This window comes from Hydrocarboniphaga sp. (assembly GCF_965279055.1).
In the GTDB taxonomy this organism is placed as follows: domain Bacteria; phylum Pseudomonadota; class Gammaproteobacteria; order Nevskiales; family Nevskiaceae; genus Hydrocarboniphaga.
In genome coordinates this window covers 405,614-429,051 of sequence record NZ_OZ257125.1, presented here as the reverse complement: position 1 = coordinate 429,051, position 23,438 = coordinate 405,614, and the positions used below count along the sequence as shown (strand labels likewise).

Annotated in this window: 21 protein-coding genes; 18 read left to right on the top strand and 3 right to left on the bottom strand. The window is 61.3% G+C overall.

What is annotated here, in order from left to right; translation table 11 throughout:
* Positions 1-62: 62 nt before the first annotated feature.
* The 3 genes from ACQZF9_RS02030 to ACQZF9_RS02020 are packed head-to-tail and all read right to left on the bottom strand — an operon-like array spanning position 63 to position 2,909.
* On the bottom strand, positions 63-1,070 hold the full coding sequence (locus ACQZF9_RS02030; RefSeq protein ID WP_428311614.1) for a PhoH family protein: 1,008 nt from the start codon (positions 1,068-1,070) through the stop codon (positions 63-65).
* Positions 1,070-2,419 (bottom strand): tRNA (N6-isopentenyl adenosine(37)-C2)-methylthiotransferase MiaB, encoded by a 1,350-nt coding sequence (gene miaB / locus ACQZF9_RS02025; protein WP_428311613.1) that lies wholly within the window; start codon positions 2,417-2,419, stop codon positions 1,070-1,072. The genes ACQZF9_RS02030 and miaB overlap by 1 nt, the downstream gene beginning before the upstream one ends.
* Before the next feature lie 58 nt (positions 2,420-2,477).
* Entirely contained in the window at positions 2,478-2,909 is a 432-nt protein-coding gene (locus ACQZF9_RS02020; RefSeq protein WP_428311612.1) for a low molecular weight protein-tyrosine-phosphatase, read from the bottom strand.
* 418 nt (positions 2,910-3,327) lie between these two features.
* Between ACQZF9_RS02020 and ACQZF9_RS02015 the strand changes: the two genes are divergently transcribed.
* The 18 genes from ACQZF9_RS02015 (at position 3,328) to ACQZF9_RS01930 (ending at position 23,276) form a co-directional block, all read left to right on the top strand.
* Positions 3,328-3,975 (top strand): sugar transferase, encoded by a 648-nt coding sequence (locus ACQZF9_RS02015; RefSeq protein ID WP_428311611.1) that lies wholly within the window; start codon positions 3,328-3,330, stop codon positions 3,973-3,975.
* Between the two features lie 119 nt (positions 3,976-4,094).
* Positions 4,095-5,342 (top strand): sugar transferase, encoded by a 1,248-nt coding sequence (locus ACQZF9_RS02010; RefSeq protein WP_428311610.1) that lies wholly within the window; start codon positions 4,095-4,097, stop codon positions 5,340-5,342.
* A 40-nt stretch (positions 5,343-5,382) separates the two neighbouring features.
* Entirely contained in the window at positions 5,383-6,777 is a 1,395-nt protein-coding gene (locus ACQZF9_RS02005; RefSeq protein ID WP_428311609.1) for a WcaI family glycosyltransferase, read from the top strand.
* Between the two features lie 136 nt (positions 6,778-6,913).
* On the top strand, positions 6,914-8,089 hold the full coding sequence (locus ACQZF9_RS02000) for a polysaccharide biosynthesis/export family protein (RefSeq protein ID WP_428311608.1): 1,176 nt from the start codon (positions 6,914-6,916) through the stop codon (positions 8,087-8,089).
* 123 nt (positions 8,090-8,212) lie between these two features.
* Positions 8,213-10,486: a polysaccharide biosynthesis tyrosine autokinase gene (locus tag ACQZF9_RS01995; RefSeq protein ID WP_428311607.1), complete on the top strand. Its 2,274-nt coding sequence runs from the start codon at positions 8,213-8,215 to the stop codon at positions 10,484-10,486.
* A gap of 27 nt (positions 10,487-10,513) precedes the next feature.
* Positions 10,514-11,506, top strand: coding sequence for an FAD-binding oxidoreductase (locus ACQZF9_RS01990; RefSeq protein ID WP_428311606.1), 993 nt, complete (start codon positions 10,514-10,516; stop codon positions 11,504-11,506).
* 151 nt (positions 11,507-11,657) lie between these two features.
* Positions 11,658-12,428 carry a glucose-1-phosphate cytidylyltransferase gene (gene rfbF, locus ACQZF9_RS01985; protein WP_428311605.1) on the top strand — a complete coding sequence of 257 codons (771 nt, stop codon included), beginning with the start codon at positions 11,658-11,660 and terminating at the stop codon, positions 12,426-12,428.
* A complete protein-coding gene (rfbG, locus tag ACQZF9_RS01980; RefSeq protein WP_428311604.1) occupies positions 12,425-13,513 on the top strand; it encodes a CDP-glucose 4,6-dehydratase in 1,089 nt (362 codons plus the stop codon). Before rfbF ends, rfbG begins: the two co-directional genes overlap by 4 nt.
* Positions 13,514-13,520: 7 nt before the next feature.
* Positions 13,521-13,754: a hypothetical protein gene (locus ACQZF9_RS01975; protein WP_428311603.1), complete on the top strand. Its 234-nt coding sequence runs from the start codon at positions 13,521-13,523 to the stop codon at positions 13,752-13,754.
* Positions 13,699-13,980 carry a hypothetical protein gene (locus tag ACQZF9_RS01970; RefSeq protein ID WP_428311602.1) on the top strand — a complete coding sequence of 94 codons (282 nt, stop codon included), beginning with the start codon at positions 13,699-13,701 and terminating at the stop codon, positions 13,978-13,980. The genes ACQZF9_RS01975 and ACQZF9_RS01970 overlap by 56 nt, the downstream gene beginning before the upstream one ends.
* A gap of 169 nt (positions 13,981-14,149) precedes the next feature.
* Complete coding sequence (gene rfbH / locus ACQZF9_RS01965; protein WP_428311601.1) at positions 14,150-15,466, top strand: lipopolysaccharide biosynthesis protein RfbH; 1,317 nt, start codon at positions 14,150-14,152, stop codon at positions 15,464-15,466.
* A 115-nt stretch (positions 15,467-15,581) separates the two neighbouring features.
* Positions 15,582-16,397, top strand: coding sequence for a transketolase (locus ACQZF9_RS01960; protein WP_428311600.1), 816 nt, complete (start codon positions 15,582-15,584; stop codon positions 16,395-16,397).
* Positions 16,394-17,308 carry a transketolase family protein gene (locus tag ACQZF9_RS01955; protein WP_428311599.1) on the top strand — a complete coding sequence of 305 codons (915 nt, stop codon included), beginning with the start codon at positions 16,394-16,396 and terminating at the stop codon, positions 17,306-17,308. The genes ACQZF9_RS01960 and ACQZF9_RS01955 overlap by 4 nt, the downstream gene beginning before the upstream one ends.
* Before the next feature lie 39 nt (positions 17,309-17,347).
* Positions 17,348-18,343, top strand: coding sequence for an NAD-dependent epimerase/dehydratase family protein (locus ACQZF9_RS01950; RefSeq protein ID WP_428311598.1), 996 nt, complete (start codon positions 17,348-17,350; stop codon positions 18,341-18,343).
* A gap of 906 nt (positions 18,344-19,249) precedes the next feature.
* Complete coding sequence (locus ACQZF9_RS01945) at positions 19,250-19,942, top strand: lipopolysaccharide biosynthesis protein (RefSeq protein WP_428313498.1); 693 nt, start codon at positions 19,250-19,252, stop codon at positions 19,940-19,942.
* A 32-nt stretch (positions 19,943-19,974) separates the two neighbouring features.
* On the top strand, positions 19,975-20,970 hold the full coding sequence (locus ACQZF9_RS01940; protein WP_428311597.1) for a glycosyltransferase family 2 protein: 996 nt from the start codon (positions 19,975-19,977) through the stop codon (positions 20,968-20,970).
* Positions 20,970-22,022 carry a glycosyltransferase family 2 protein gene (locus ACQZF9_RS01935; RefSeq protein ID WP_428311596.1) on the top strand — a complete coding sequence of 351 codons (1,053 nt, stop codon included), beginning with the start codon at positions 20,970-20,972 and terminating at the stop codon, positions 22,020-22,022. Before ACQZF9_RS01940 ends, ACQZF9_RS01935 begins: the two co-directional genes overlap by 1 nt.
* 54 nt (positions 22,023-22,076) lie before the next feature.
* Positions 22,077-23,276 carry a glycosyltransferase family 4 protein gene (locus tag ACQZF9_RS01930; RefSeq protein ID WP_428311595.1) on the top strand — a complete coding sequence of 400 codons (1,200 nt, stop codon included), beginning with the start codon at positions 22,077-22,079 and terminating at the stop codon, positions 23,274-23,276.
* Positions 23,277-23,438: the final 162 nt, after the last annotated feature.

The following is a 23,438-nucleotide window of genomic DNA, read 5'->3' as shown; positions in this document are numbered from 1 at the left end:
CAGCCCTCTCCCCTGCCCCTCTCCCGCCTGCGGGAGAGGGATTCTTCAACTGCGCGGCCGGCTCATTTTCCGGGAGCAAGGCCCGCCTCCTTCGCATCAAAGTCCTCATACGCCGCCACGATCGCCTGCACCAGCGGATGCCGCACCACGTCCTCCTTGCGGAAGTGCGTGAAGCTGATCTTCGGCACGCCCTCTAGCACGCGCATCGCGTGCTTGAGCCCGCTGGCCTGGGCGCGCGGCAGGTCGATCTGGGTGACGTCGCCGGTGACCACCGCGCAGGAGCCGAAGCCGATGCGGGTCAGGAACATCTTCATCTGTTCCTGGGTGGTGTTCTGCGCCTCGTCGAGAATGATGAAGGCCTCGTTGAGCGTGCGGCCGCGCATGAAGGCCAGCGGCGCGATCTCGATCACCGAGCGCTCGATCAGCTTGGCGACACGCTCGAAGCCGAGCATTTCGAACAGCGCGTCGTACAGCGGGCGCAGATAGGGATCGATTTTCTGCGTCATGTCACCGGGAAGAAAGCCGAGCTTTTCGCCGGCTTCGACCGCGGGGCGGGTCAGGATGATGCGGCGTACGCGATCGCGTTCCAGCGCATGCACGGCGCTGGCGACGGCGAGATAGGTTTTACCGGTACCGGCCGGACCGATGCCGAAGCTCAGGTCATGGCTGGTGATCGCCTGCAGGTACTGCTTCTGATGCGCGCCACGGCCGCGAATCACGCCGCGCTTGGTACGCACCGCGACCTCGTCCTTGGCGATCGGCGACTCGTCGCGCTCGACACCGCCGCGATGCTCCGCGCCTTCCTCCAGCAGCGCCAGATGCACCTGCTCGGTGGTGACCAGGCCGGTCTCGGTCTGGTCGAACAGATTCTGCAGCACCGCTTCGCCGCGCTCGGTTTCGTCGCGACGGCCGATCAGCCGGAAATGGTTGCCGCGGTTGCGCACCTCGATGCCGAGCCGCAGTTCGATCTGGCGCAGATGCGCGTCGAACGGGCCTGTGAGATTGGCGATGCGGTTGCCTTCGTCCGGTTCGAGGACGAGGTCGATGATGTGCTGGCTGGGCGCGGCCATCAGGCGCTCACCGCCTGATCGGAGCCGACGATGCGGCCGCGTAGCGAATTCGTCGTCATCTCGGTGATCGCGACGTCGACGAACTGCCCGGCCATCGACGCCGGCGCATCGAAATTCACCGAGCGGTTGCTCGAAGTCTTGCCGGTCATCTGCCCGCCGCCGCGGCGCGACGGCCGCTCGATCAGCACGCGCTGCGTGGTACCGACCAGGCCCTGCTTGAAGGCATCGTCGAAGCCGCGAATGCGCGACTGCAGCAGCTGCAGGCGCTGCTGCTTGAGCTCCAGCGGAATCAGGTCGCGCAGGTTCGCCGCCGGCGTGCCGGGACGCGGGCTGTAGATGAAGGAATACGCGGCGTCGAAGCCGCATTCGTCGATCAGATCGAGCGTGCGCTGAAAGTCGTCTTCGCTCTCGGATGGGAAGCCGACGATGAAATCGCTGGACAAGGCGATGCCCGGCCGCAGCGCTTTCACGCGGCGAATCTTGTCTGCGAATTGAGCACGGGTGTAGCCGCGCTTCATCATGCCGAGAATGCGGTCGCTGCCGCTCTGTACCGGCAGATGCAGATAGCTGGCGAGCTTGGGCTCGTCGGCGAAGGCGTCGATCAGCGCGTCGGTGAATTCGGCCGGATGCGAGGTCGTATAGCGAATGCGCTCGATGCCGGGAATGCGCGCGACGTAGTGGATCAGCAGCGCCAGGTCGCAGACTTCGGAGCTGCCGCCCATCGCGCCGCGATAGGCGTTGACGTTCTGGCCGAGCAGGGTCACTTCACGCACGCCCTGTTCGGCAAGCTGCGCGATCTCGATCAGCACGCCGTCGAGCGGCCGGCTGACTTCGGGCCCGCGCGTGTACGGCACGATACAGAACGTGCAGTACTTGCTGCAGCCTTCCATGATCGACACGAAGGCGGTCGGGCCTTCGGCGCGCGGCTCGGGCAGGCGATCGAACTTCTCGATTTCGGGGAAGCTGATGTCGACGGCCGGGCGCAGCGTCCGGCGGTTCTGCTCGAGCAGCTCCGGCAGCCGGTGCAAGGTCTGCGGGCCGAACACCAGGTCCACATGCGGCGCGCGCAGCGAAATCTGATCGCCTTCCTGGCTGGCGACGCAGCCGCCGACGCCGATCACGCGGCCGGGCTTGGCCTGCTTCCACTCGCGCCAGCGGCCGAGTTCGGAGAACACCTTCTCCTGCGCCTTTTCGCGCACCGAGCAGGTGTTGAGCAGCACCACGTCGGCTTCTTCGGGCAGAAGCGTGCGCTCGAAGCCATGCGACTTTTGCAGTACGTCGGCCATCTTGGACGAGTCGTACTCGTTCATCTGGCAACCGTAAGTCAGCAGGTAAAGCTTGGGATTCATCTATCTGCAGCGGTGAAGCGGGCGCGCAGTATATCGCCAGAGGCGTGGCGGCCCGTTGTCAGGCCAGGCGCTTGAGCCAGTCGCTGATGCCGCTGTCGATCAGACGGTAGCTCTCTTCGAACGCCGCCTTGGGCTGGCGGTAAGGGTCGGGCACGTCGGCATTGTTCTGCCAGCGCAGGATCTTGTGGACCTTGCCGCGATACTCCGGGAAGCGGCCGTTGATCCAGTCGCTGTGATGCTGGTCCAGGGTCAGCACCAGATCGGTTTCGGCCAGCATCGCGCGGGTCAGCTGGCGGGCGCGATGCGCCGCGATGTCATGGCCGCGATCGTTCATGACCGCCACCGCCAGCTCGTCCGCCGGCCAGCCGACCATCGCGCCGACGCCGGCCGAGCTGACCTTGATCCGTGGAGCGCGAATCGCGAGCAGGCCTTCGCCGATGGGACTGCGGCAGATGTTGCCGGTACAGACGACCAGGACGCTGTTGATCACGGGAAACCTGAATCCGGGGGGACGGGACCGGATTGACCGGCCGGCGGAAGCGGCGAATCATAGGGCCTGCGTCGCTGCGGGCAAGCCCCGGGGCCGGACTCTGCGGAACCGGCCGGTGCGCAAATCAGGGGAGCACGATCGCGCTGGATCTAGACAAGAGTCGGACAGAAAAAGTCTTTAGATAGAAAAACATCGCTTACCTGCATGATGCAGACTCTTGTGTCACAATAGTGTGGTACTTCATATCTGTGTTCACGCTGCAACCGGTAAGGTGCAGCCTGTGTCACGTCGGTGTAAGTCGTCGTAAGTACGATCAACCGCATTGGCATGGAACTTGGAAGATTACCGGTAAGGACTCGCCGGTAGAGTTTTGACGAGATAGAAGTTGGGGTTATTTATGGCAGGTGGGGACGAATCGATGTTCGTATTGGATGCGGCGGCTGCCGTTCCTCTGCGCGCGCCCAGTGAAGAGACGGTCGAGCTTCAAGCTCCGGCCGCCAATTTCGCGTTGCTGACCAGTTTTTACTGGCGGATCAAACGCCCTCTCGGTCTGGCCTTTGCACTGATCTCGCTGGTGCTGGCGCTGCCGCCGATGCTCGCCATCGGCCTGATCCTGGCGCATCAGGGCCGCCCGGTGTTCATCCGTCGCAAGCGCCTCGGCCAGTTTGGCCGGCCTTTCACCAGTTACCACTTCCGCACGATGGCGCCGGATTCGCTGCGCTCCGTCGACCTGCAGGCCCCGGGCTACGTGCCGGTGACCGACGCTTTCGGCCGCATGCTGGCCCGCACCCGCCTCGACCGCCTGCCGCTGCTGTGGAACGTGCTGCGCGGCGACATGAACCTGGTTGGCCCGCGTCCGCTGTCGCAGGAAGAGCTGATCGGCAGCGGCCGCGCCGCCCGTCACAGCCTGTCCGTACGCCCCGGCATCACCGGCCTGTGGTGGGTGGAAGGCGATCGCGACCTGCGCCGGCGCCTGGCGTCGGACCGTTCCTACATCGAACGCGCCGGTCCGCTATTGGACTTGCGCATCCTGCTGCGTACCATTGCGCACATGCATGGCGTCTGATGCCGTCCGGCAGAAGCACGCGCTAGCCTACAGATCAAACACTTAAAGCTGCGAGCGCGACCGGCAGGGAGTAGCCGAGTCGTCGCTGAGAAGCTCTAACGGCAGAACGCCCCTACTCCATGCTCGCACGCACGCAAGTACTCGCCGTCCACTCCGCGTCGGACAAGCTGCTGCACTACGTGCGGCTGCGAGTGCACGAAGCCACGCTCAACCAGAGCTATCGCGCCGGTCTGTTCGTTCCCGCCTCGCAGATCGAATCGGTGCTGTTCGACATGGCGCTGATCTACGACGCGATGCTGTCGGCCCCGGACAAGGACTACAACCTGCAAGCCCGCTTTGCCACCGTGTGCGCGGTGGCGGCCGAAGAGCTGCGGGGCCATCGCTCGGAACTCGAAGGCGGCGAAATTGCCGCCCGCGCGCTGTCGATACACGAACGCCAGCTCGGCAACGCCAGCACCCTGTCCGGGCTGACGGTCGCCATCGAGGCCTCGCTGCTGCGGCCCTTGTCGCCGCGCAACGAGCTGTCCAATCGCCAGCGTCGCCTGCGCCACGACCTGGCGCTGGTGCTGTCGCTGGAAGCACAGGTGGTGCGCAGCTCGGCGCTCAGCGCGCTGGGCGTGCCCGTGGATCTGTCGACACTGGTCGACGACCGCGACCAGCATCTGTACCTGTTCTGTGACCGCTACGGCTGCCTCAACAAATCCGAGCTTGGCGAAGACGCCGACCTGATCGGCGAAGAAGCCGATTCCGCACCGGTGCCCAACGAGCTGCTGAAGCGGCTGCTGGACATCGTGGCGGTCAGCTTCATCCTGCTGATGCTGTCGCCGGTGTTCCTGTTCCTGTTCATCGCGATCAAGTCCGAAGGCGGCACCGCCTTCTACAACCAGCGGCGCGTCGGCCAGCACGGCCGCCTGTTCCGCTGCTGGAAGTTCCGCACGATGGTGCCCAACGCCGAGCAGCTGCTGGAAAAGATCCTGGCTTCGGATCCCGCGGCGCAGGCCGAATACGCGCAGTTCTTCAAGTTGCGCAACGATCCGCGCATTACTCGCATCGGCCGCGTCCTGCGTAAGACTTCGCTGGACGAGCTGCCGCAGCTGTTCAACGTGCTGATCGGCGAGATGAGTCTGGTCGGACCGCGCCCGATCGCCGTCGACGAACGCGACCGCTGGGGTTCTTACTTCCGCCTGTACAAACGGTTACGCCCCGGCCTGACCGGCCCGTGGCAGCTGTATTTCCGCAGTGATCATCCCTACGACGACCAGTTCGAGCACGCCGTTCGGTACGCCACCGAGTGGTCCTTCTGGAAGGATTTGTGGTACTTAATCGAAACGGTGGCGGTGCCCTTTCGTCAGCGCGGCGCGTACTAGCGTCACTTATCACGCTGTCATTCATCTCGCCCCGGCGAGAATGTGCGCCAGGATCGGTGTGCATAAAATTAAAAAACACGGAATGAGAATCCTCATTTGTTCGGGAAATTTTTTTCCTGAAAAGACCGGCATAGGCAAGTACTCGGCCGAGATGGCTGCGTGGCTGGCCGGCCGCGGGCATGAGGTGGAAGTCATCACCGGCTTCCCTTACTACCCCGAGTTCAAGCTCGCCAAGCCCTACCGCAGTACCTGGTATACCCGCGAGCAATGGCAGGGGGTCACGCTGCGACGTGTGCCGCATTACATCCCCACGGACGGCAAGGTCAGCTCCAAGCGGCGCATCCTGATCGACCTGACGATGTTCATCGGCAGCTCGTTCCCGTGGCTGTGGCTGATCGCCAAGGGGCTGGTCTCCAAGCGCAGCCGCCCGGATATCGTGGTGACGGTCTGTCCGCCGCTGATCTCAGGCGTCTGGCCCTGGGTCGCGTCGAAAGTGCTGGGCATCCCCTGGATCTACCATCTGCAGGACTTTCAGGTGGACGCGGCCATGCGGCTCGGCATGATCCGCCAGAAGCTGATCGGCCGGACATTCTACAAGCTGCTGTATGCGCTGGAGAACAAGCTGATTTCCTCGGCCACGCGGGTGTCGTCGATCACCACCGCTATGTGCCGCCTGGCGGTTACCAAGGGCGCGGCCAAGCAGAACGTGCTGCTGCTGCCCAACTGGGGCGACATTCACAACATCTATCCGATCTCGCAGAAGACCGGCTTTCGCAAAGCGCTGGCGGTGGGCGACGACCAGGTACTGGTCATGTTCGCCGGCGCCATGGGACGCAAGCATGGGCTCACGCTGGTGCTGGACGCGGCCGAGCGGCTCAAGAACGACGCGCTGTTCCACTTCGTGATGATCGGCTCCGGCTCGGACGCCGAAGAGCATCGCCAGGACGCCGAAGCACGCCAGCTGCGCAACATGACCTTCCTGCCGCTGCAGGATGTCGAGAAGCTCAACGAGGTGCTGGGCTCGGCCGACATCCACCTGGTCATCCAGCGCGTCGGCGCCGCCGACCTGGTGATGCCGTCCAAGCTGACCAATATCCTGGCTGCCGGCAGGGTCTGCATCGCCACCGCCGAGGACGGCACCGAACTCTACAACGTGGTGCACGGCGCCCATACCGGGGTATCGGTGGAGCCTGAAGATGTAGACAGCCTGGTCAGGGCGCTGCTCGAACTGGGCAGCGATCCCGACCGGCGCGCGCGTCTGGGCCAGACGGCGCGGGCCTATGCGCAGAGCCACCTGGGCAAGGACGCCATCCTGGGACGCTTCGAACGCGATCTGGCGACGGTCTGCCGCGCGCAGTTGCCGGCCGAAGTCCCGACGTCTGCGAACGGCTTCAGCCAGGCCGCCGAAGCCAAACGCAAGAACAACATCCGATAAGCGTCGATGCTCGCGCCGCAATGACACGCTACCCTCTTGCAGTCTGCCGGCCGGCAGGCTGACCTGAGGGCAGCGGCGGCTCGATGGCGCCGCCCCTCAATCCAATCGCAGTCGGCAGAACCAAGGAACAGGCTTCATGCGCAATCACCTGATACTCAGATCACTGGCGACGCTGCTGATCACCGCACCCGCTTTGACGGGCTGCGTGGGTATGAATGCGCCGTATCACGACGGCACGATCAAGCCGGTGGAGATCGACCTGATCCCGGTTACGCCGGACGTGATCGCCCAGCAGGCGGTCGAGCACGCGACGCTGAATGCCGAATCGATCTCGCAGCTGGACCCTTACGTCGGCGACTACCGCTACCTGATCCGTCCCGGCGACGTGCTGACGATCTCGGTCCCGAGCATCGTCAGCTTCAACTCGGTCGGCGGCGGCCCCAGCGTGCTCGGTGAGCAGGGCCAGGGCTACGCGGTCTACAACGACGGCACCATCTACCTGCCCTACAGCGGCTCGGTGCAGGTCGCCGGCCTGTCGCTGAAAGAAACCCAGGAGGCCGTGGTCAAGGCGCTGTCGGGCTACCTCAAGCAGCCTCAGGTCGTGGTCTCGGTCCAGGAGTTCCGCAGCCAGCGCATCATGGTCACCGGCCAGGTGCAGCGTCCCGGCTATCTGCCGGTCACCGATGTGCCGATCACCCTGATCGGCGCGCTGTCGACGGTCGGCGGCATCACCGAAATGCGCGGTGACTCCGACCCGCGCGTGGTGGGCACGCAAAGCGGGCAGATCCAGGCCGCGGTCGCCTCACCCGACCTGCGCCATGTGATACTCAAGCGCGGCGGCAATACCCACGAGATCAACGTGCAGAAAGTGCTCGCCTCGGGCGACGTCAAACGCGATCCGCTGCTGATCGACGGCGACGTCGTCGTGGTGCCCACGGTGCACCGCTCCAACGTCTTCGTGCTCGGCGAAGTCACCCGCCCCGGCCTGCTCGAAGTCAACCGCGACGACACTGATCTGGCCGACGCACTGATGGCCTCCGGCGGCATCAACCAGCTCACCGCCAATGCCTCGCGCGTCTACGTGATTCGCGGCGACTACAAGCGCCCCACGGTCTACCAGGTCGACGCCGGCCGCCCCGATGCGATGCTGCTGGCGCAGAAATTCCAGATCCTGCCCAGCGACGTGATCTACGTTGCCGAAGCCCGCGCCACGCGCTGGAATCGTGGCCTGAGCCAGATCCTGCCGACGGTGCAGGGCCTGCTCAGCGCGGCCGTGGTCGCCAATACCGTCGACAACCTGTCCAACAATTGAAGATGAGCACAGCCCGCATGCCGTCATTCCCGCGCAGGCGGGAATCCAGCAGATCGGGGCACAAACTGGATTCCCGCCTGCGAGGGAATGACGTTGTTTGTTTACGTATTTGAACAAGACCTAGTGAACGACCCGAACCTGATCCCCCAGAACACGACCGGCCCGCAGCAGCAGGCCGGCCTGTATGGCTCGCCCGACGAAGACGAGATCAACTTCCGCGAGTTGTTCGACATCGTCTGGAGCGGCAAGTGGGTGGTGCTCGGCATCACGCTGCTGGGCTTCATCCTTAGCGCCGCTTTCGCGTTCACCTCGCCCCCGGTCTACCAGGCCAACGGCCTGGTGCAGGTCGAGCAGGAAAAGAATGGCCTGAAGGCTTCGGTCGACCAGCTGTCTGCGCTGATCGGTTCCACGCCGAGCGAAGCGCCCGCCGAAATCGCGATCCTGAAGAGCCGCATGGTGCTGGGCGCTGTGTCCGACAGCCTCAAGCTCTACATCCGCGCCGAACCCAATTATTTTCACTCGATGGGCCGCGCCATCGCGCGCCGCCGCGCCGGCCAGGAGCACATCGCGCCGGCACCGTTCGGCCTGCGCCGTTATGCCTGGGGCGGAGAATCGATACGCGTCACCGCGCTGGATTTTCCGGAGTCCATGCACAACCGTGCATTCACGCTGACCGCCAGAAAAGACGGCTTCGATCTGACCAACGCCGACAAGCAGATGGTGCTCTCAGGCAAAGTCGGCGAGCGTGTGACGGCCGATACCCGCGACGGCCCCATCGCGATCTTCGTGCAGGAGCTCAAGGCCGAGCCGGGCACGACTTTCACCGTCGCGCGCATCGCCGTGCAAACCGTGCTGGCCAGGTTGAACGGGCAGCTGACCGTCACCGAATCGCCGCGCGAATCCGGCGTGCTGTCGCTGCAGGTACAAGCCGACGACGCGCGCTTTGCGGCCGTGCTGGTCAATGAAATCGAAGGCGCTTATCTGCGGCAGAACGTCGAGCGGCGCTCGGCGCAGGCCGAGCAGTCGCTGGAATTCCTCAAGCGTCAGCTGCCGGAGCTGAAAGCCAAGGTCGACGAGGCCCAGGCCCGGCTGAATCAGTACCAGCTGAAGAAGGGCACGGTTGACGTGCAGCAGGAAACCGAGCTGGTGCTCAAGCGCATCGTCGACCTGGAAACCCAGCGGCTGACGATGGTGCAGGAGCGCGACGCCGCGCTGCAGCGCTACACCGGCCAGCATCCGGTGGTGGCGACGCTCAACGAGCAGATTCGCGGCCTGGAACGCGAGCAGGGCAACATCAAGAAACAGGTGGAAGCACTGCCGGAAACGCAGCAGGAAATCCTCAGCCTGATGCGTGATCTGGAGGTCAATACCCAGCTCTACACCGCGCTGCTGAACTCCGCACAGGAGCTGCAGGTGACCAAGGCCGGCACTGTCGGCAACGTGCGCATCATCGACTCCGGCCTGGTGCCGCTGGAGCCGATCAAGCCGAACAAGAAGGTGATCGTCGCGCTGGGCCTGCTGCTCGGCGCCTTCCTCGGCGTGGTCACGGTGTTCGCGCTGCGCGCGCTGCTGCGCGGCGTCGACAAGCCCGAAGAAGTGGAGCGCATTACCGGCCTGCCGACCTACGCGTCGATCCCGTATTCGCGCGCGCAGCAGGCGCTGCAGGCGAAGACGCGCAACAACAGCAAAGAGGTCAAGGTGCTGGCCGCGCTGGACGGCAACGACCTCGCGATCGAGGCGCTGCGCAGCCTGCGTACCTCGCTGCACTTTGCGATGCTGGACGCGACCAACAACATCGTCGTGCTGACCGGCCCGGTGGCGGCGCTGGGCAAGTCCTTCGTCAGTATCAATCTGGGCGCGGTGCTGGCAATGTCCGGCAAGCGCACCGTCGTCATCGACGCGGACTTGAGACGCGGCCAGCTGCATCGTTATGTCGGCGCCGAAAAGAAGCCGGGCCTCAGCGACTACATCGCCGGCACCTGCGATCTGGCGACGCTGGTGCAGACGAGCTCGATCACCGGCCTGGACTTCGTCCCCGGCGGAACGCGGCCGCCGAATCCGTCCGAAATCCTGATGAGCGAGCGCTTCGACGATCTGCTCAAGCAGCTGTCCAAGTCCTACGACTACGTGCTGATCGACACGCCGCCGGTGCTGCCGGTCACCGACGCCGCGATCGTCGGCCGCCTCGCCGGCACGACGCTGCTCGTACTCAAGGCCGCCGAGCATCCGATGCGCGCGATCGAGGAGACCGTGAAGCGGCTGCGCCAGGCCGGCGTGCCGGTGCGCGGCACGATCTTCAATCAGGTCGGCGCCCGCGTCGGCAGCTACGGCTACGGCAGCTATGGCTACAGTTATGGCTATTCCAGCTATGGCTACAAGTCCAAACGCGCCGAATAAGCGGGCACAAGCCCGGCGCCGGCAACGATGAAATTCGCTGTACAAATCCACATCGGCCCCGAGACGCGCCGCTTCGAAGCGGCCGGCGACACCAGCCTGCTCGACCAGGCGGTAGGTGCCGGCGTACCGGCCCACTTCTCGTGCAAGCGCGGCGATTGCGGGCAATGCATCGGCACCTTGCTCAAGGGTGAAACCGCGGCATTGATCGCCACGCAGCCCTCGCGCGTGCAGGCCGACGTTTACCTGTGCAACGCGACCGCGTGTTCGGACATCGAAATCCGGCTGCCGTATTTTCCCGAGCTGGCGGATGTGCCCTCGATCCGCAGCCCGGCCAAGATCCACGAATTGAAGCGGCTGAGCGACGACATCGTCGAAGTCGCATTGCGACTGCCGCCGACGGCCAACTTCCGGTTCCTGCCGGGCCAGTTCATCCGCCTGACCAACAAGAGCCGGGTCACGCGCAGCTATTCGCTCGCCGCCGCAGCCGATGCCAGCAAGCTGCTGCGCATCCAGGTGCGCAAGGTGGATGACGGTCTGTTCAGCGCCTACCTTTTCGATCAGGCAAAGTCCGGCGACCTGTTACAGCTGGAGGGACCGCAGGGCCACTTCTTTGTGCGTAGCGCACACCAATCCGCCAAGACCATTTTCCTGGCCACCGGCACCGGCATTGCGCCGGTGCACGCGATCCTGTCGTCATTGACGCGGGAGAGCCGCGAGGCGCTGGGCGCGATCGATGTGTACTGGGGCAACCGGCATGGCGCGGACGAATATCTGGGCGAGAGGCTGCGCGCGATGGCCGCTGACATCGGCTTCCGCTACTGGCCGCTGCATTCGCGCGAGCTGCCGGAGCACGGCATCCGCCATGTGCAGGACCTGATGGCCTCGCATCATCCGAGCCTGCACGACGCTGCGATCTTTGCGTGTGGAAGCGCGGCGATGATCGATGCGGCCCGGCGCAAAGCGGTCGAACTCGGGCTGCCGCTGGATCAGTTTCACAGCGATCCGTTCACCAGTTCATGAACACAATCTTGTCTGTCCCTTCTGCCCTTGGGAGAAGGGATCCCGAAGAGGCGGACGAGGGGCTCGGAGCTCGCGCGTGCATCGAGGCCCTCACCCCCGCCCCTCTCCCGGAGGGAGAGGGGAACACATCAACACGAATCACGAGGTCTGCATGAAAGCCGTACTGTTAGCCGGTGGATTGGGCACACGCCTGAGCGAAGAGACCAGCACGCGCCCCAAGCCGATGGTCGAGATCGGCGGCAAGCCGATCCTGTGGCACATCATGAAGATGTACTCGGCTTACGGCATCAACGAGTTCGTCGTATGCCTGGGCTACAAGGGCTACGTCATCAAGGAATACTTCGCGAATTATTTTCTGCACATGTCGGACGTGACTTTCGACATGGCGCGCAATCGCATGGACGTCCACAACAACAACGCCGAGCCCTGGCGCGTCACGCTGGTCGACACCGGCGAAACGACGATGACCGGCGGGCGTCTGAAGCGCGTCAAGCAGTATCTCAAGGAAGACGCCGCGTTCTGCTTCACCTACGGCGACGGCGTGGGTGACATCGATATCGGCAAGACGCTGAGCTTTCACAAGCAGCACGGCAAGCTCGCGACGATGACCGCGACGCAGCCGCCCGGACGCTTCGGCGCGCTGGGCATGGACGGCGACGCGGTGCATTCGTTCCAGGAGAAGCCGTCCGGCGACGGCGGCTGGATCAACGGCGGCTTCTTCGTGCTGTCGCCGAAGGTCATCGATCTGATCGAGGAGGACTCGACGATCTGGGAGCGCAAGCCGCTGGAGCAGCTGGCCGCCGACGGCGAACTGATGGCCTACAAGCATCCCGGCTTCTGGCAGCCGATGGACACGCTGCGCGACAAGCAGCATCTCGAAGAACTGTGGCAGTCGGGCAAGGCGCCGTGGAAGTCCTGGTGAGCAACAGCGCCGCGATCTCGCCGGCGTTCTGGTCGGGCAAGCGCGTCTTCCTGACCGGACACACCGGCTTCAAAGGCAGCTGGCTGTCGCTGTGGCTGCAGGCCATGGGCGCAAAAGTCAGCGGCTTTGCGCTGGCGCCGGAGACACAGCCGAGCCTGTTCGACGAGGCCAAGGTAGCGGACGGCATGCAGTCCCGGTTCGGCGACATTCGCGACTATGAGGCGCTGAGCGCGGCGCTGCGTGAAGCACAGCCCGAAATCGTGATCCACATGGCCGCGCAGGCGCTGGTGCGCTACTCGTACACGCATCCGGTCGAGACCTACGCCGTCAACGTGATGGGCACCGTGCACCTGCTCGAAGCCGTGCGCCAGTGCCCCGGCGTGCGCGCCGTGGTCAGCGTCACCAGCGACAAGTGCTACGACAACAAGGAATGGCATTGGGGCTATCGCGAAGACGAGCCCATGGGCGGCTACGACCCCTACAGCAACAGCAAGGGCTGTGCTGAACTGGTCACGGCCTCGTATCGCCAGTCGTACTTCAACCCCGAGCGGTACAGCCAGCACGGCGTGGCGCTGGCCAGCGCGCGCGCCGGCAACGTGATCGGCGGCGGCGACTGGGCGCTGGACCGGCTGATCCCCGACTTCATCCGCGCGATCTCGCAAGGCACCGCCGTCACCATCCGCAGCCCGCACGCGATCCGCCCCTGGCAGCACGTGCTGGAGCCGCTGAGCGGCTATCTGACGCTGGCGGAGACGCTCTACACCAAGGGCGCCGACTACGCGGAGGGCTGGAACTTTGGCCCCGCCGACAGCGACGCACGGCCGGTGGAATGGATCGTCGATCGCATCACCCGGCGCTGGGGCGACGGCGCCAGCTGGAACCTCGACCAGGCGCCTCAACCGCACGAGGCCCACTACCTGAAGCTGGATTGCTCCAAGGCCCGCGCTCGCCTGAACTGGCAGCCGCGCTGGAACCTCGAAACCACGATCGACCGCATCATCGACTGGCACAAGGCGCAGTTGAGCGGGGCTGATGTACGAGCGGTAACGCTTCAGCAGATTGACGAGTATCAGTCGGCACAATGAATACGGTATGGATTTCGAGATCATCAGTGAAATTCGCAGGCCGGAGACCTTTGCTCAAGGGTCCAGCATTCGCGAGCTACCCCGCTTGCGGAAGCTGTACGGCCCGGGCCGATGGCGCAAGCGCAAGGGTGAGGCCACATTGCGGTTAGCCGATGGGACAATTCTTGAAGCGGAAATTCATTGGTATGAAGCTGCTGGCATTGGAAAGCGCGAATTCAAAATCAAACGGTACCTGGAGTAAGCCCATGTCAACGCATCGATTCGCCATTTGCATCCAGAACACCGGCTACCAGGCGTCGCTCGAGGTCCGCAAGCTGTACGAAGTGGTCGAAGACGCGGTGGCTGCCAAACATCATCAAGTCCGCGTCATTGACGAGTCCGGCGATGACTATCTGTATCCCGAGTCTTTTTTTCTGGCGGTGCAGCTTCCGGAGCAAATCGCCGAACAGGTGGCGCATGCCGCTTAGAAGTTCCAAGCAACACAGCCAGTATTCCCTTCTCCCCCCGGGAGAAGGTGCCCCGAAGGGGCGGATGAGGGCCTTAAAGTCTGATCGGACCTGAAAGGCCCTCACCCCTGCCCCTCTCCCGGAGGGAGAGGGGATTTTCTTAATGTGTAGTACGCACGAGAGTTAAACAGTGGAACGTCAAATCCAGATTCGCACACAGATCGCCAAGCTCGTCGAAGAGTACGCAGAGCTGGCCTACGCGCCCAAGCCCTTCGAGCCCGGCACGACGGTGATACCGCCGTCCGGGAAGGTGCTCGGCGCGCCGGAGCTTAAGAACATGGTCGAGGCCAGCCTCGACGGCTGGCTGACCACCGGCCGCTTCAACGAGGCGTTTGAAGCGCGCCTGGCCAAGTTCATCGGCGTGAAGTACCTGATCACCGTCAACTCCGGATCGTCGGCCAACCTGGTCGCGTTCTCCACGCTGACCTCGCCCAAGCTCGGCGACCGCGCGATCCAGAAAGGCGACGAGGTGATCGGCGTTGCCGCCGGCTTCCCGACCACGGTGAACCCGATCCTGCAGTTCGGCGCGGTGCCGGTGTTCGTCGACGTGGATCTGGCCACGCACAACATCGACGCCAGCCTGATCGAGGCCGCAATCACGCCCAAGACCAAGGCGATCATGCTCGCGCATACGCTGGGCAATCCGTTCAACCTCGACGTCGTCACCGCGATCTGCAAAAAGCACAATCTGTGGCTGGTGGAAGACTGCTGCGACGCGCTCGGCGCGACCTACAACGGCCAGAACGTCGGCACCTTCGGCGACATCGGCACCGTCAGCTTTTACCCGGCGCACCACATCACCATGGGCGAAGGCGGCGCGGTGTTCACCAACAACCCCGAGCTGAAACTGATCGCCGAATCCTTCCGCGACTGGGGCCGCGACTGCTACTGCCCGCCCGGCAAGGACAACACCTGCAACAAGCGTTTCTGCTGGAAGCTGGGCAACCTGCCGGAAGGCTACGACCACAAGTACACGTACAGCCACCTCGGCTACAACCTCAAGATCACCGACATGCAGGCCGCCTGCGCGCTGGCGCAGATGGACAGACTCGAAGACTTCATCCGCATCCGTCGGGAAAACTACGAGTACCTGAAGAACCGGCTGAAGAGCTGCGAAGAATTCCTGATGCTGCCCGAGGCCACGCCGAACTCCGAGCCGAGCTGGTTCGGCTTCCCGATCACGGTGCGCCCGGAATCCGGCATCAGCCGCCTGGAACTGACGCAGTACCTGGACCAGAACAAGGTCGGCACGCGCCTGCTGTTTGCCGGCAACCTGATCCGCCAGCCGTACATGATCGGCCGCGAATACCGCGTGGTCGGCGATCTGACGCATACCGACGTGACGATGAACCACACCTTCTGGGTCGGCGTGTTCCCGGCGCTGGACAACGAGCGGCTGGATTACATCGCGCAGAAGATCGAAGAGTTTCTCGGCATCGGCTTCTGATCACCCGCATGCAAGCCCGAGATTGGCTCCAGCTGTTGCCCCTCTCCCGCGTGCGGGAGAGGGTGGCGCGCAGCGCCGGGAGAGGGCGAACGTTCAGAACCATGGACAACAAAATATGAGCACCACCAAACCCGACTTCCGCCCGAGCACATTGCGGCGCCACGTCCTGCACATGGCACACAGCGGCAACTCCGTGCACGTGGGCTGCGCGTTCTCGCTGATCGAGATCATCTCGGTGCTGTACGGCGACGTGATGCGCTACGACGCAACCAAGGCCGACGCGGACGAGCGCGATCATCTGGTGCTGTCCAAGGGCCACGGCGCGATGGCGATCTACGCCGCCTACCGCGAGCTCGGCTGGCTGCAGCAATCCGATCTGGACAACTATTTCGCCGACGGCTCGCTGCTGCACGGCCTGTGCGAAGCCAAGATTCCGGGCATGGAAGTCTGCTCGGGAACGCTCGGCCACGGCCTGCCGATCGCGGTCGGCATGGCGTACGGCCTGAAGCGCAACGGCAGCGACCGCACCGTGTACTGCATCGTCGGCGATGGCGAAATGAACGAAGGGCCGATGTGGGAGGCGCTGTTGTTTGCCAACCAGCACAAGCTCGACAACCTCGTGGTGATCGTCGACGCCAACGGCCTGCAGGCAATGGGCCGCACGACGGCGGTGATCGACATGGAGCCGTTCGCCGCCAAGTTCGAGGCCTTTGGCTTCGACACTATCGACTGCAACGGCCATGACATGGCGCTGCTGAAAACCGCGCTGCGCCCAACGCCCGGCAAGCCGCACGCCGTGGTCGCGCGCACCACCAAGGGCTACGGCGTCTCGTTCATGGAAGACAAGCTGGAATGGCACTACCTGCGGCTCAACCCGGAGCTGCTGAAAGACGCGCTCTCGGAGCTGGAAGCGCCGGAGCTGCTGTCATGAGAGGCGTGCTGTCGGAACTGATCGCCAGCAGCGCCGAGCGCGACCCCAAGTTCGTGGCGCTGACGGGCGACCACGGCTACGCACTATTCGACGCGATCCGCTCGCGCCGGCCAGGGCAGTTCGTCAATGTCGGCATCATGGAGCAGTCCGTCGTCGGCATCGCCGCCGGCCTGGCCAAGACCGGGCATCGCCCGCTGGTCTACGGCCTGGCCGCGTTCGTACCGATCCGCGTGCTGGAGCAGATCAAGATGGATGTCTGCTACTCGCAGCTGCCGGTGCTCTTTATCGGCGACGGCGCCGGTCTGGTCTACTCCACGCTGGGCTCGTCGCACCAGTGCGCGGAAGACGTGGCCGCGCTACGGCCCCTGCCCTACATGCGCATCTACGCGCCCTGCGACGACTTCGAGTTGCAGGCCAGCTTCGAAGACGCGATGGCGTACGCCGGGCCGGCTTACATTCGCGTGGGCAAGAGCGACAGGCCGGCGGTCAACGCGGCCGCGCTGAGCAGCACCGACTCCTACTTCTCGCGTCGCGCCGACGGCAAGACCGATACCTGCATCGTGACCATGGGATCGATGAGCGCCATCGGCCAGGCCATCGCCGCCGAGCACGGGCTGCAGCATGCCAGCGTATTCCGCATCAAACCGCTGGCCGAGAACACCGTCGAGCTGCTTGCTGGATTCAAGCGCCTGATCGTGATCGAAGAGCACAGCCGCTACGGCGGGCTGACCTCGGCACTGAGCGACGCCTTCGTCGACGCCGACGTCGCCTTGCCGCGGATCAAGGTGCTGTCGCTGCAGGAGCACTTTGCCGAGCGCAGCGGGTCGTACCAGTACGCGTTGTCGGAGCACGCGCTGTCGGACGACGCGCTACGCAGCCGCGTGCGCCGCATCGTCGAACAGTCGGCCTGACGCTTACCGCCACTTCTCAGGCATGCAAAGCGGAACCCAATGGCCAGAAAGTTTTTCATCACAGGTGGAACCGGGCTTATCGGCCGTGCCCTAGTCAGAGCGCTGCTGGCACAGCGCTCTGCGCTCAACATCGATCAGCTGACTTTGTTGACGCGTCATCCGGAACGATTCAGAGCCGTGGCGCCGGACATTGCGGATGCTGAGGGAATACGACTGCTACAGGGCGACATGAGCAGCGTTGCCTGGCCGAAGGAAACCTTCACCGACCTCGTCCACGGCGCAACCGACGTCAACGATATGCAGGTGAGCGATCGGCTGGCATACGCGTGGAGCATCGCGGAGGGGACGCGACGCACGCTTGAATACGCCAAGCAATCCGGTTGCGAACGCTATTTGTATTTGAGTTCCGGCGCGGTTTACGGCCCTGGGCCTTATCCCGAAGCGGGTATTCCGGAGAACTGGAGCACCGCCCCGGACCTGGCCTCGCCGTCTACCGCTTACGGTCAAGCCAAGCGCTTCTCCGAACATCTGTGCGCCTTGCACGCCGAGCAAAATCCTATCGCGGTCAGGATCGCCCGCATTTTCTCGGTCATTGGCGACGAAAGCCCGCTTGACGGCCAGTATGCGCTCGGCAACTTCGTTCAAGAAGCGATTTCACCTAGTGCCGCTTGCATCCGAATCAAGGGTGACGGCACCGCATCGCGGTCATACTTGCACGTATCTGACGTGGCAAAGTGGCTCCTCAACCTACACGAACGCGGTCCGCGGATCAGTACTTTTAACGTTGGAGCAAAACGCGAAGTTACAATACGGCAGCTCGCAGAAATTGTTGCCGGCCTCAGCTCACCAAGAAAAGCTGTGATCGTCGAAGGCAAGACGCCTAACTACGGGGGGCGCACCCGCTACTTTCCAGACTGCCAATTAATTGTAGCTGCCTTAGGAGTAACAGAAGAGCATTCTCTAGAAGTCGCCATTTCGTCAATTCTTTCAAATCTGACTGGTAGGCAGAAAAGTCTCCACCAGCCGGGCAATTGAGATGTCTAAGAATCGCGCCCCAATAGGAATGCGTAGATGATAAGCGGTGGATCGAGCGTTGGGCGCATCTTATCGGGGAGCGCAGCTGCATGGGTCCGCATTGCTGTAACTATTACGTCGCAAGTCGCACTTATCCCACTTTACCTTTCATCCTGGGATGCCGAAACTTTCGGTGCTTGGTTATTACTTCAGGCGGTCTGGGGCGTCGTCACGATTATTGACATTGGACACCAAGACTACGTTGGATATGAGTGCTTGCGCATTGGTTTAAAAAATGAATCGGCAATAGCCGGCCTAATTTCCTCTGCGCTTCCAGCCTCATTCACTATAGCCTTGGTTGACTTTCTTCTGCTCTGGATTTTAACGGACATCGCCCCGGTCACCGACTGGATCGGAATTCACTCGTTGCTTCTTCATGAGTGGCGAGGTGCGCTACTGTTTCAGGCCGGCGCGTGGATTCTGGTCGGCAGCAACGTTGCGCTGATGGTCAAGGGCTTCGCCCCGTTTGGCCACTATCCTCGTATTGCATGGTGGACAACGGCACATGCCCTTGTAACAGCGATTGCACCAGGCTTAGCCGTGACTTTCGGCGCGGGCCTTTGGGGCGCATCGATCGCACTCGTTACCGCCAGCGTCGCCTGCAATCTAGCGTGCGCTGCAGATCTCTATCGTATCGCGCCCGCTGTGTTGCGTTCGCTCCCCAAGCCCTCGGCATACATAAGCATCCGTAATTGGCTTAAATCGTTATGGCTAACAGCTAACGGGCTAGTCGGAATGGTGAGGCAACAGGGTGTTCGGTTAGCCCTGGTGCCGATGGCTGGCGTTTCGGAAATGGCCGCCTTCTCGACTATGCGCACAGGAGCAAACTTTGCTCTGCAAGGGCTTAGCACAATTACGGTTCCCGTAATGCCCGAGTTGATGCGCTATTTGGCTACGCGCGATCAGCAAAGAACTGAAAGCACTTTTGCCGTGGTCTGGCTCATCCTTTGCGCGGTACTTTCGCCGGGAGTGCTCATAATCCAAGCGTTCGCTCCGTCACTTTTTCCAATATGGACACGCGGGAAAATTCCTTTCGACCCCGCTCTATTTTCGATGCTGTCGACGGGGGTGCTGATATTTGCCCTTGCACAACCAGCTGCGGCGGTTGTCGCTGGGAACAACCTACTTAGGTCGCAGCTCGTGGTCTCAACGCTGGCCGCTCTTATCACGGTAGCGGGGATGCTTTTTCTAGTGCCCCTGTATGGTATACGTGGCGCTGCTATAGCTTTGCTTGTTGCAGAGATTTTCAACTTGTCTTGTTATGTCGTCAGAGCGGCAACCTGGATGACCGCCAATCGAATGCGCTGGCCGTTACACGCCTTCAGCGCCGCATTTATCTCCGTTGTAGCAGTTGCAATAGGCCTATTTGCTATGACCTCGTTCCCCGATTTTCGAATCGAGTCTTTAATACTGACGCTGTTATTGGAGATGGCTGTGACATTTTTCTACTGGCACCAACTCCCACTTGTTGGACGAGCCCGCGCACTTGATTTGCTAGGTCGCTTTGTGCCTAAAGGGTGGCGTCCCAGAGAAATTTCCACGAAGCATGACAACACCTGACCCTACATCTATCTTTTTTAGGCAATGCGAGTATGCCAAAAATTTCTGTGCTGATGCCTGTATATAACGGAATTCCCTACATTCAAGAAGCAATTGATTCGGTACTCACCCAAGAATATAGGGACTTAGAACTCGTAGTTAGCGATAACGGTTCCACTGATAAAACAGCTGACTATGTTCGCAGCTTGAATGATCCAAGGATCCGTTTTTTTCAGCAGATCAGTAACCTCGGAGTGTACGGAAATCTAAATTTTCTTATCGCCGAGGCGCGAGCACCAATAGCACAAATCTTGTGTGCAGACGACAAATTACTAGACGGCGCGCTAGCGCGAATCGCGCAATTCATGGAGGAAAGACCCACTTGCGCATTGAGCCGCTGTTGGACGGTGGGAGATTTAGCTTTCTTTGGACCTAGTGGCCCCGGATACATCCAAGGATCGCTGCCGCTATCGCTCAACTGTGCTGCGGCAGTTCTGGCTTACGCAACGTTCGGCAACCCTGTCGGTAATCTTTCGCAGGCTGTCTGCAGACCAGAGAAAGTCATTGAGGTCGGAGGTTTCAATTCTGAATTCTCTTATGCCGGTGACCGCGAAGGGTGGTTGCGTGTAATTAATCGCTTCGGTCTGGAACTGCACAATGAAGAGCTCGTATTCGAGCGCATTCATCCGTTGCAGAACAGAAATCTCCTCAACACAAACTATGAAAGTTTTGTGCAGATCAACAGGACCGTAGAACTCATGGCAGCACTAGTCGACCCAACTGATATTTCTCTACTTAAGAGGCACTGGATCATTCATTTTCTTTCACCGCGCACCTCGGCATTTGTGCGTGAAGCTGTTCGAGGAAATTTCCAAATAGCTTCCTCGATGTGGCGAAATTTACCGCTCGGTATCTCTGCGTCTGCTTGTTTGACGGCCTATCCTTTGTGGAAATTCCGCAGCTCAGCAGCTACGGCGACCGTGGAGCGCCTGATGAAGCGCATTAATGAGATTAATGGTAGTCCCGCTGTCTCAGAATGGGAGGCGTGATGGCACTAACAAAAAAGTATCGGCTCGTAGTTTCGATTCCAACCTACAACCGGGCACAGCTACTAGATGATCTGCTGTGGAATATCGGGCCGCAGATTGAGCGAAGCTTCCCAGAATGCGCTTGCTACATCATAGACAATGCCTCCCCAGATGAGACTGGCGATATCGTCCGTGCACACATGGGTCGATGGAAGGGGCTCCATTACATCAGGAACGACGCGAATATTGGCGGAGTTCGAAATATTGCGAAAGCAATAACAGACCCGGACGCTGAATGGATATGGCTGCTCGGTGACGACGATATTCCGATGCCATGGGGAATCCAGGATCTTCTTAAGGAGATCACGGAAGTAGAATCACGATGCAACGAGCCAGTGTTTCATCTCATGAATGAAATTAAGCTCACCGCTGATAAGCAGCCTCCTTACAGGACACACCGCGCAATACGAGGCGCAGATAGAGACTCAGTCACGGTCTATCAAAACGGCGTAGAGATAGCGGAGCACGGCGTGCATGGACTGGCGTGGTTGAGCAGGCTAGTAGTCCGCCAAAGCTCCTGGAAGCAAGATATATTTGACAGTGTTCTAAGGGAGACGGATCTCTATACCCACGTTCGGGTGTTGTTAGAGTCTGCGTGCCACGGCCAAACTACCTATACCAAACGCTGCTATGTGTACGGCACCGACCGCGGAAGCCGGGAATATTACTTTTCCAGAACCGCAATCGCCAGGGTGTGCGAGTTCCCTGAAATCGAAAAACTGGTGGTCGAAGCCATCGGACTTCGTAGGGCTAGAAGCGTTTTGCGGCCGGGGCGCAAAAATTGGACTCTGGAACGAGCAGCTTTCGCGATAAAAATCGGCGTCTTTAGAGATCAGTATTCTACCCAACTCAAATATATTTTGGCCCCTATTTCACCATTCTGGGAAGAGCGCATTCTCATCCAAGGGATTTATCGCGTAACTCAATACAAAGCTGTCAGAAGCTTGCTACAAAAGCTGTATTTTCGTTCCAGGGGAGCGGACGCGCAGAAAAAATTGGATGTCAATGGCTGATTTAACAAAAGCAGCGAACACGGCCTCGTCAGCACTAGCCAGGCACTAGTTCCTATGCCGTTCAATATCACTTTAATTAGCATTGGCCGCTTCCACCACTTTCATCTCGCGCGGCAGTTAGAAAAGCACGGCTTATTGAAAGATGTATGGACGGGCTATCCACTCTTTAAGCTGAAGTCAGAAGAGGGCATCCCAACGAAAAAGATTCGCAGCTTCCCGTGGCTGCAGGCACCGTACATGGCCCGAGGACGCCTAGGTTTCCATATGCCCACCCTCGTGGAACGCCAATGGGAGTGGCTTGCGCGTACCACGTTGGACTTACATGTCAGTCGGCGACTAATGCCTGGCGGCACGCTAATCGCTCTATCAGGCAACGGCTTGCGCTCCGGAACACGGATAAAGCAGACGGGAGGAAGCTATTTCTGCGATCGGGGCTCAACTCACATCCGCTTCCAAGATCAGATCCTTCGTGAAGAATATAGTCGTTGGAAAATTCCGTTCTCTGGCATCGATCCACGTATTCTCGCGCGGGAAGAGGCCGAATATGAGATGGCCGACTGCGTCTCCGTCCCCTCGAAATTCGTAGCTGATTCGTTCGTTAAGATGGGCTACGCGAGGGAGAAAATCTTTATGAACCCCTACGGAGCTAGGCTGGGGCGTTTCCGCCGCGTGGCGGAGGCGGAGAAGGGGACCTTCACAGTACTTTTTGTTGGCCAAGTCAGCTTGCGTAAGGGCTTTCTTTACTTGCTGCGCGCCTTCTCACAACTCAACCATCCGCGCAAAAAGCTAAAGGTTATCGGCTCTATAGCACCAGAAGTTCGGCCATTGCTTGCCGCCCACAACCTAAGTCAGGTGGAATTCATGGGGGTGGTACCAAACGAGCAACTGCTTTATCACTACAGTGCCGCTCATGTCATGGTTCTGCCGAGTATAGAGGAGGGTCTGGCGATGGTGATCGGCGAGGCGCTTGCCTGTGGTTGCCCGGTAGTCGCTTCCGAAAACACCGGCGGGCGAAATTTCTTTACCGATAGCATTGAGGGTTTCATCGTTTCCCCACGCGCCACCGATGAACTTGTTCAACGACTAGAAGAGTTAAGCCAGAACGAGCCCTTGCGCCAGCGAATGTCGGAAGCAGCACTGCGACGAGTGGCTGAGATCGGCGGGTGGGATTCGTACGGGGAGCGGTGGTTGCGTCGGCTCGCGCAGATGGATATGCATTTAACTAATTCAAGCGTTCGGCACATACATACTTAGGAATATCAGTTCAATCCGATGGCTTTATATATCGACCCAGTGCCGTTTCGCCGCAGGACGGTTCACCATTCGCCGCATCTTAAGGTACACAATTCTCGGTCAGCCCCACTCATTTGCCTGGCACCCGTACCGATTTGGCTACTGGCCGCAGTTCTGGGCAGT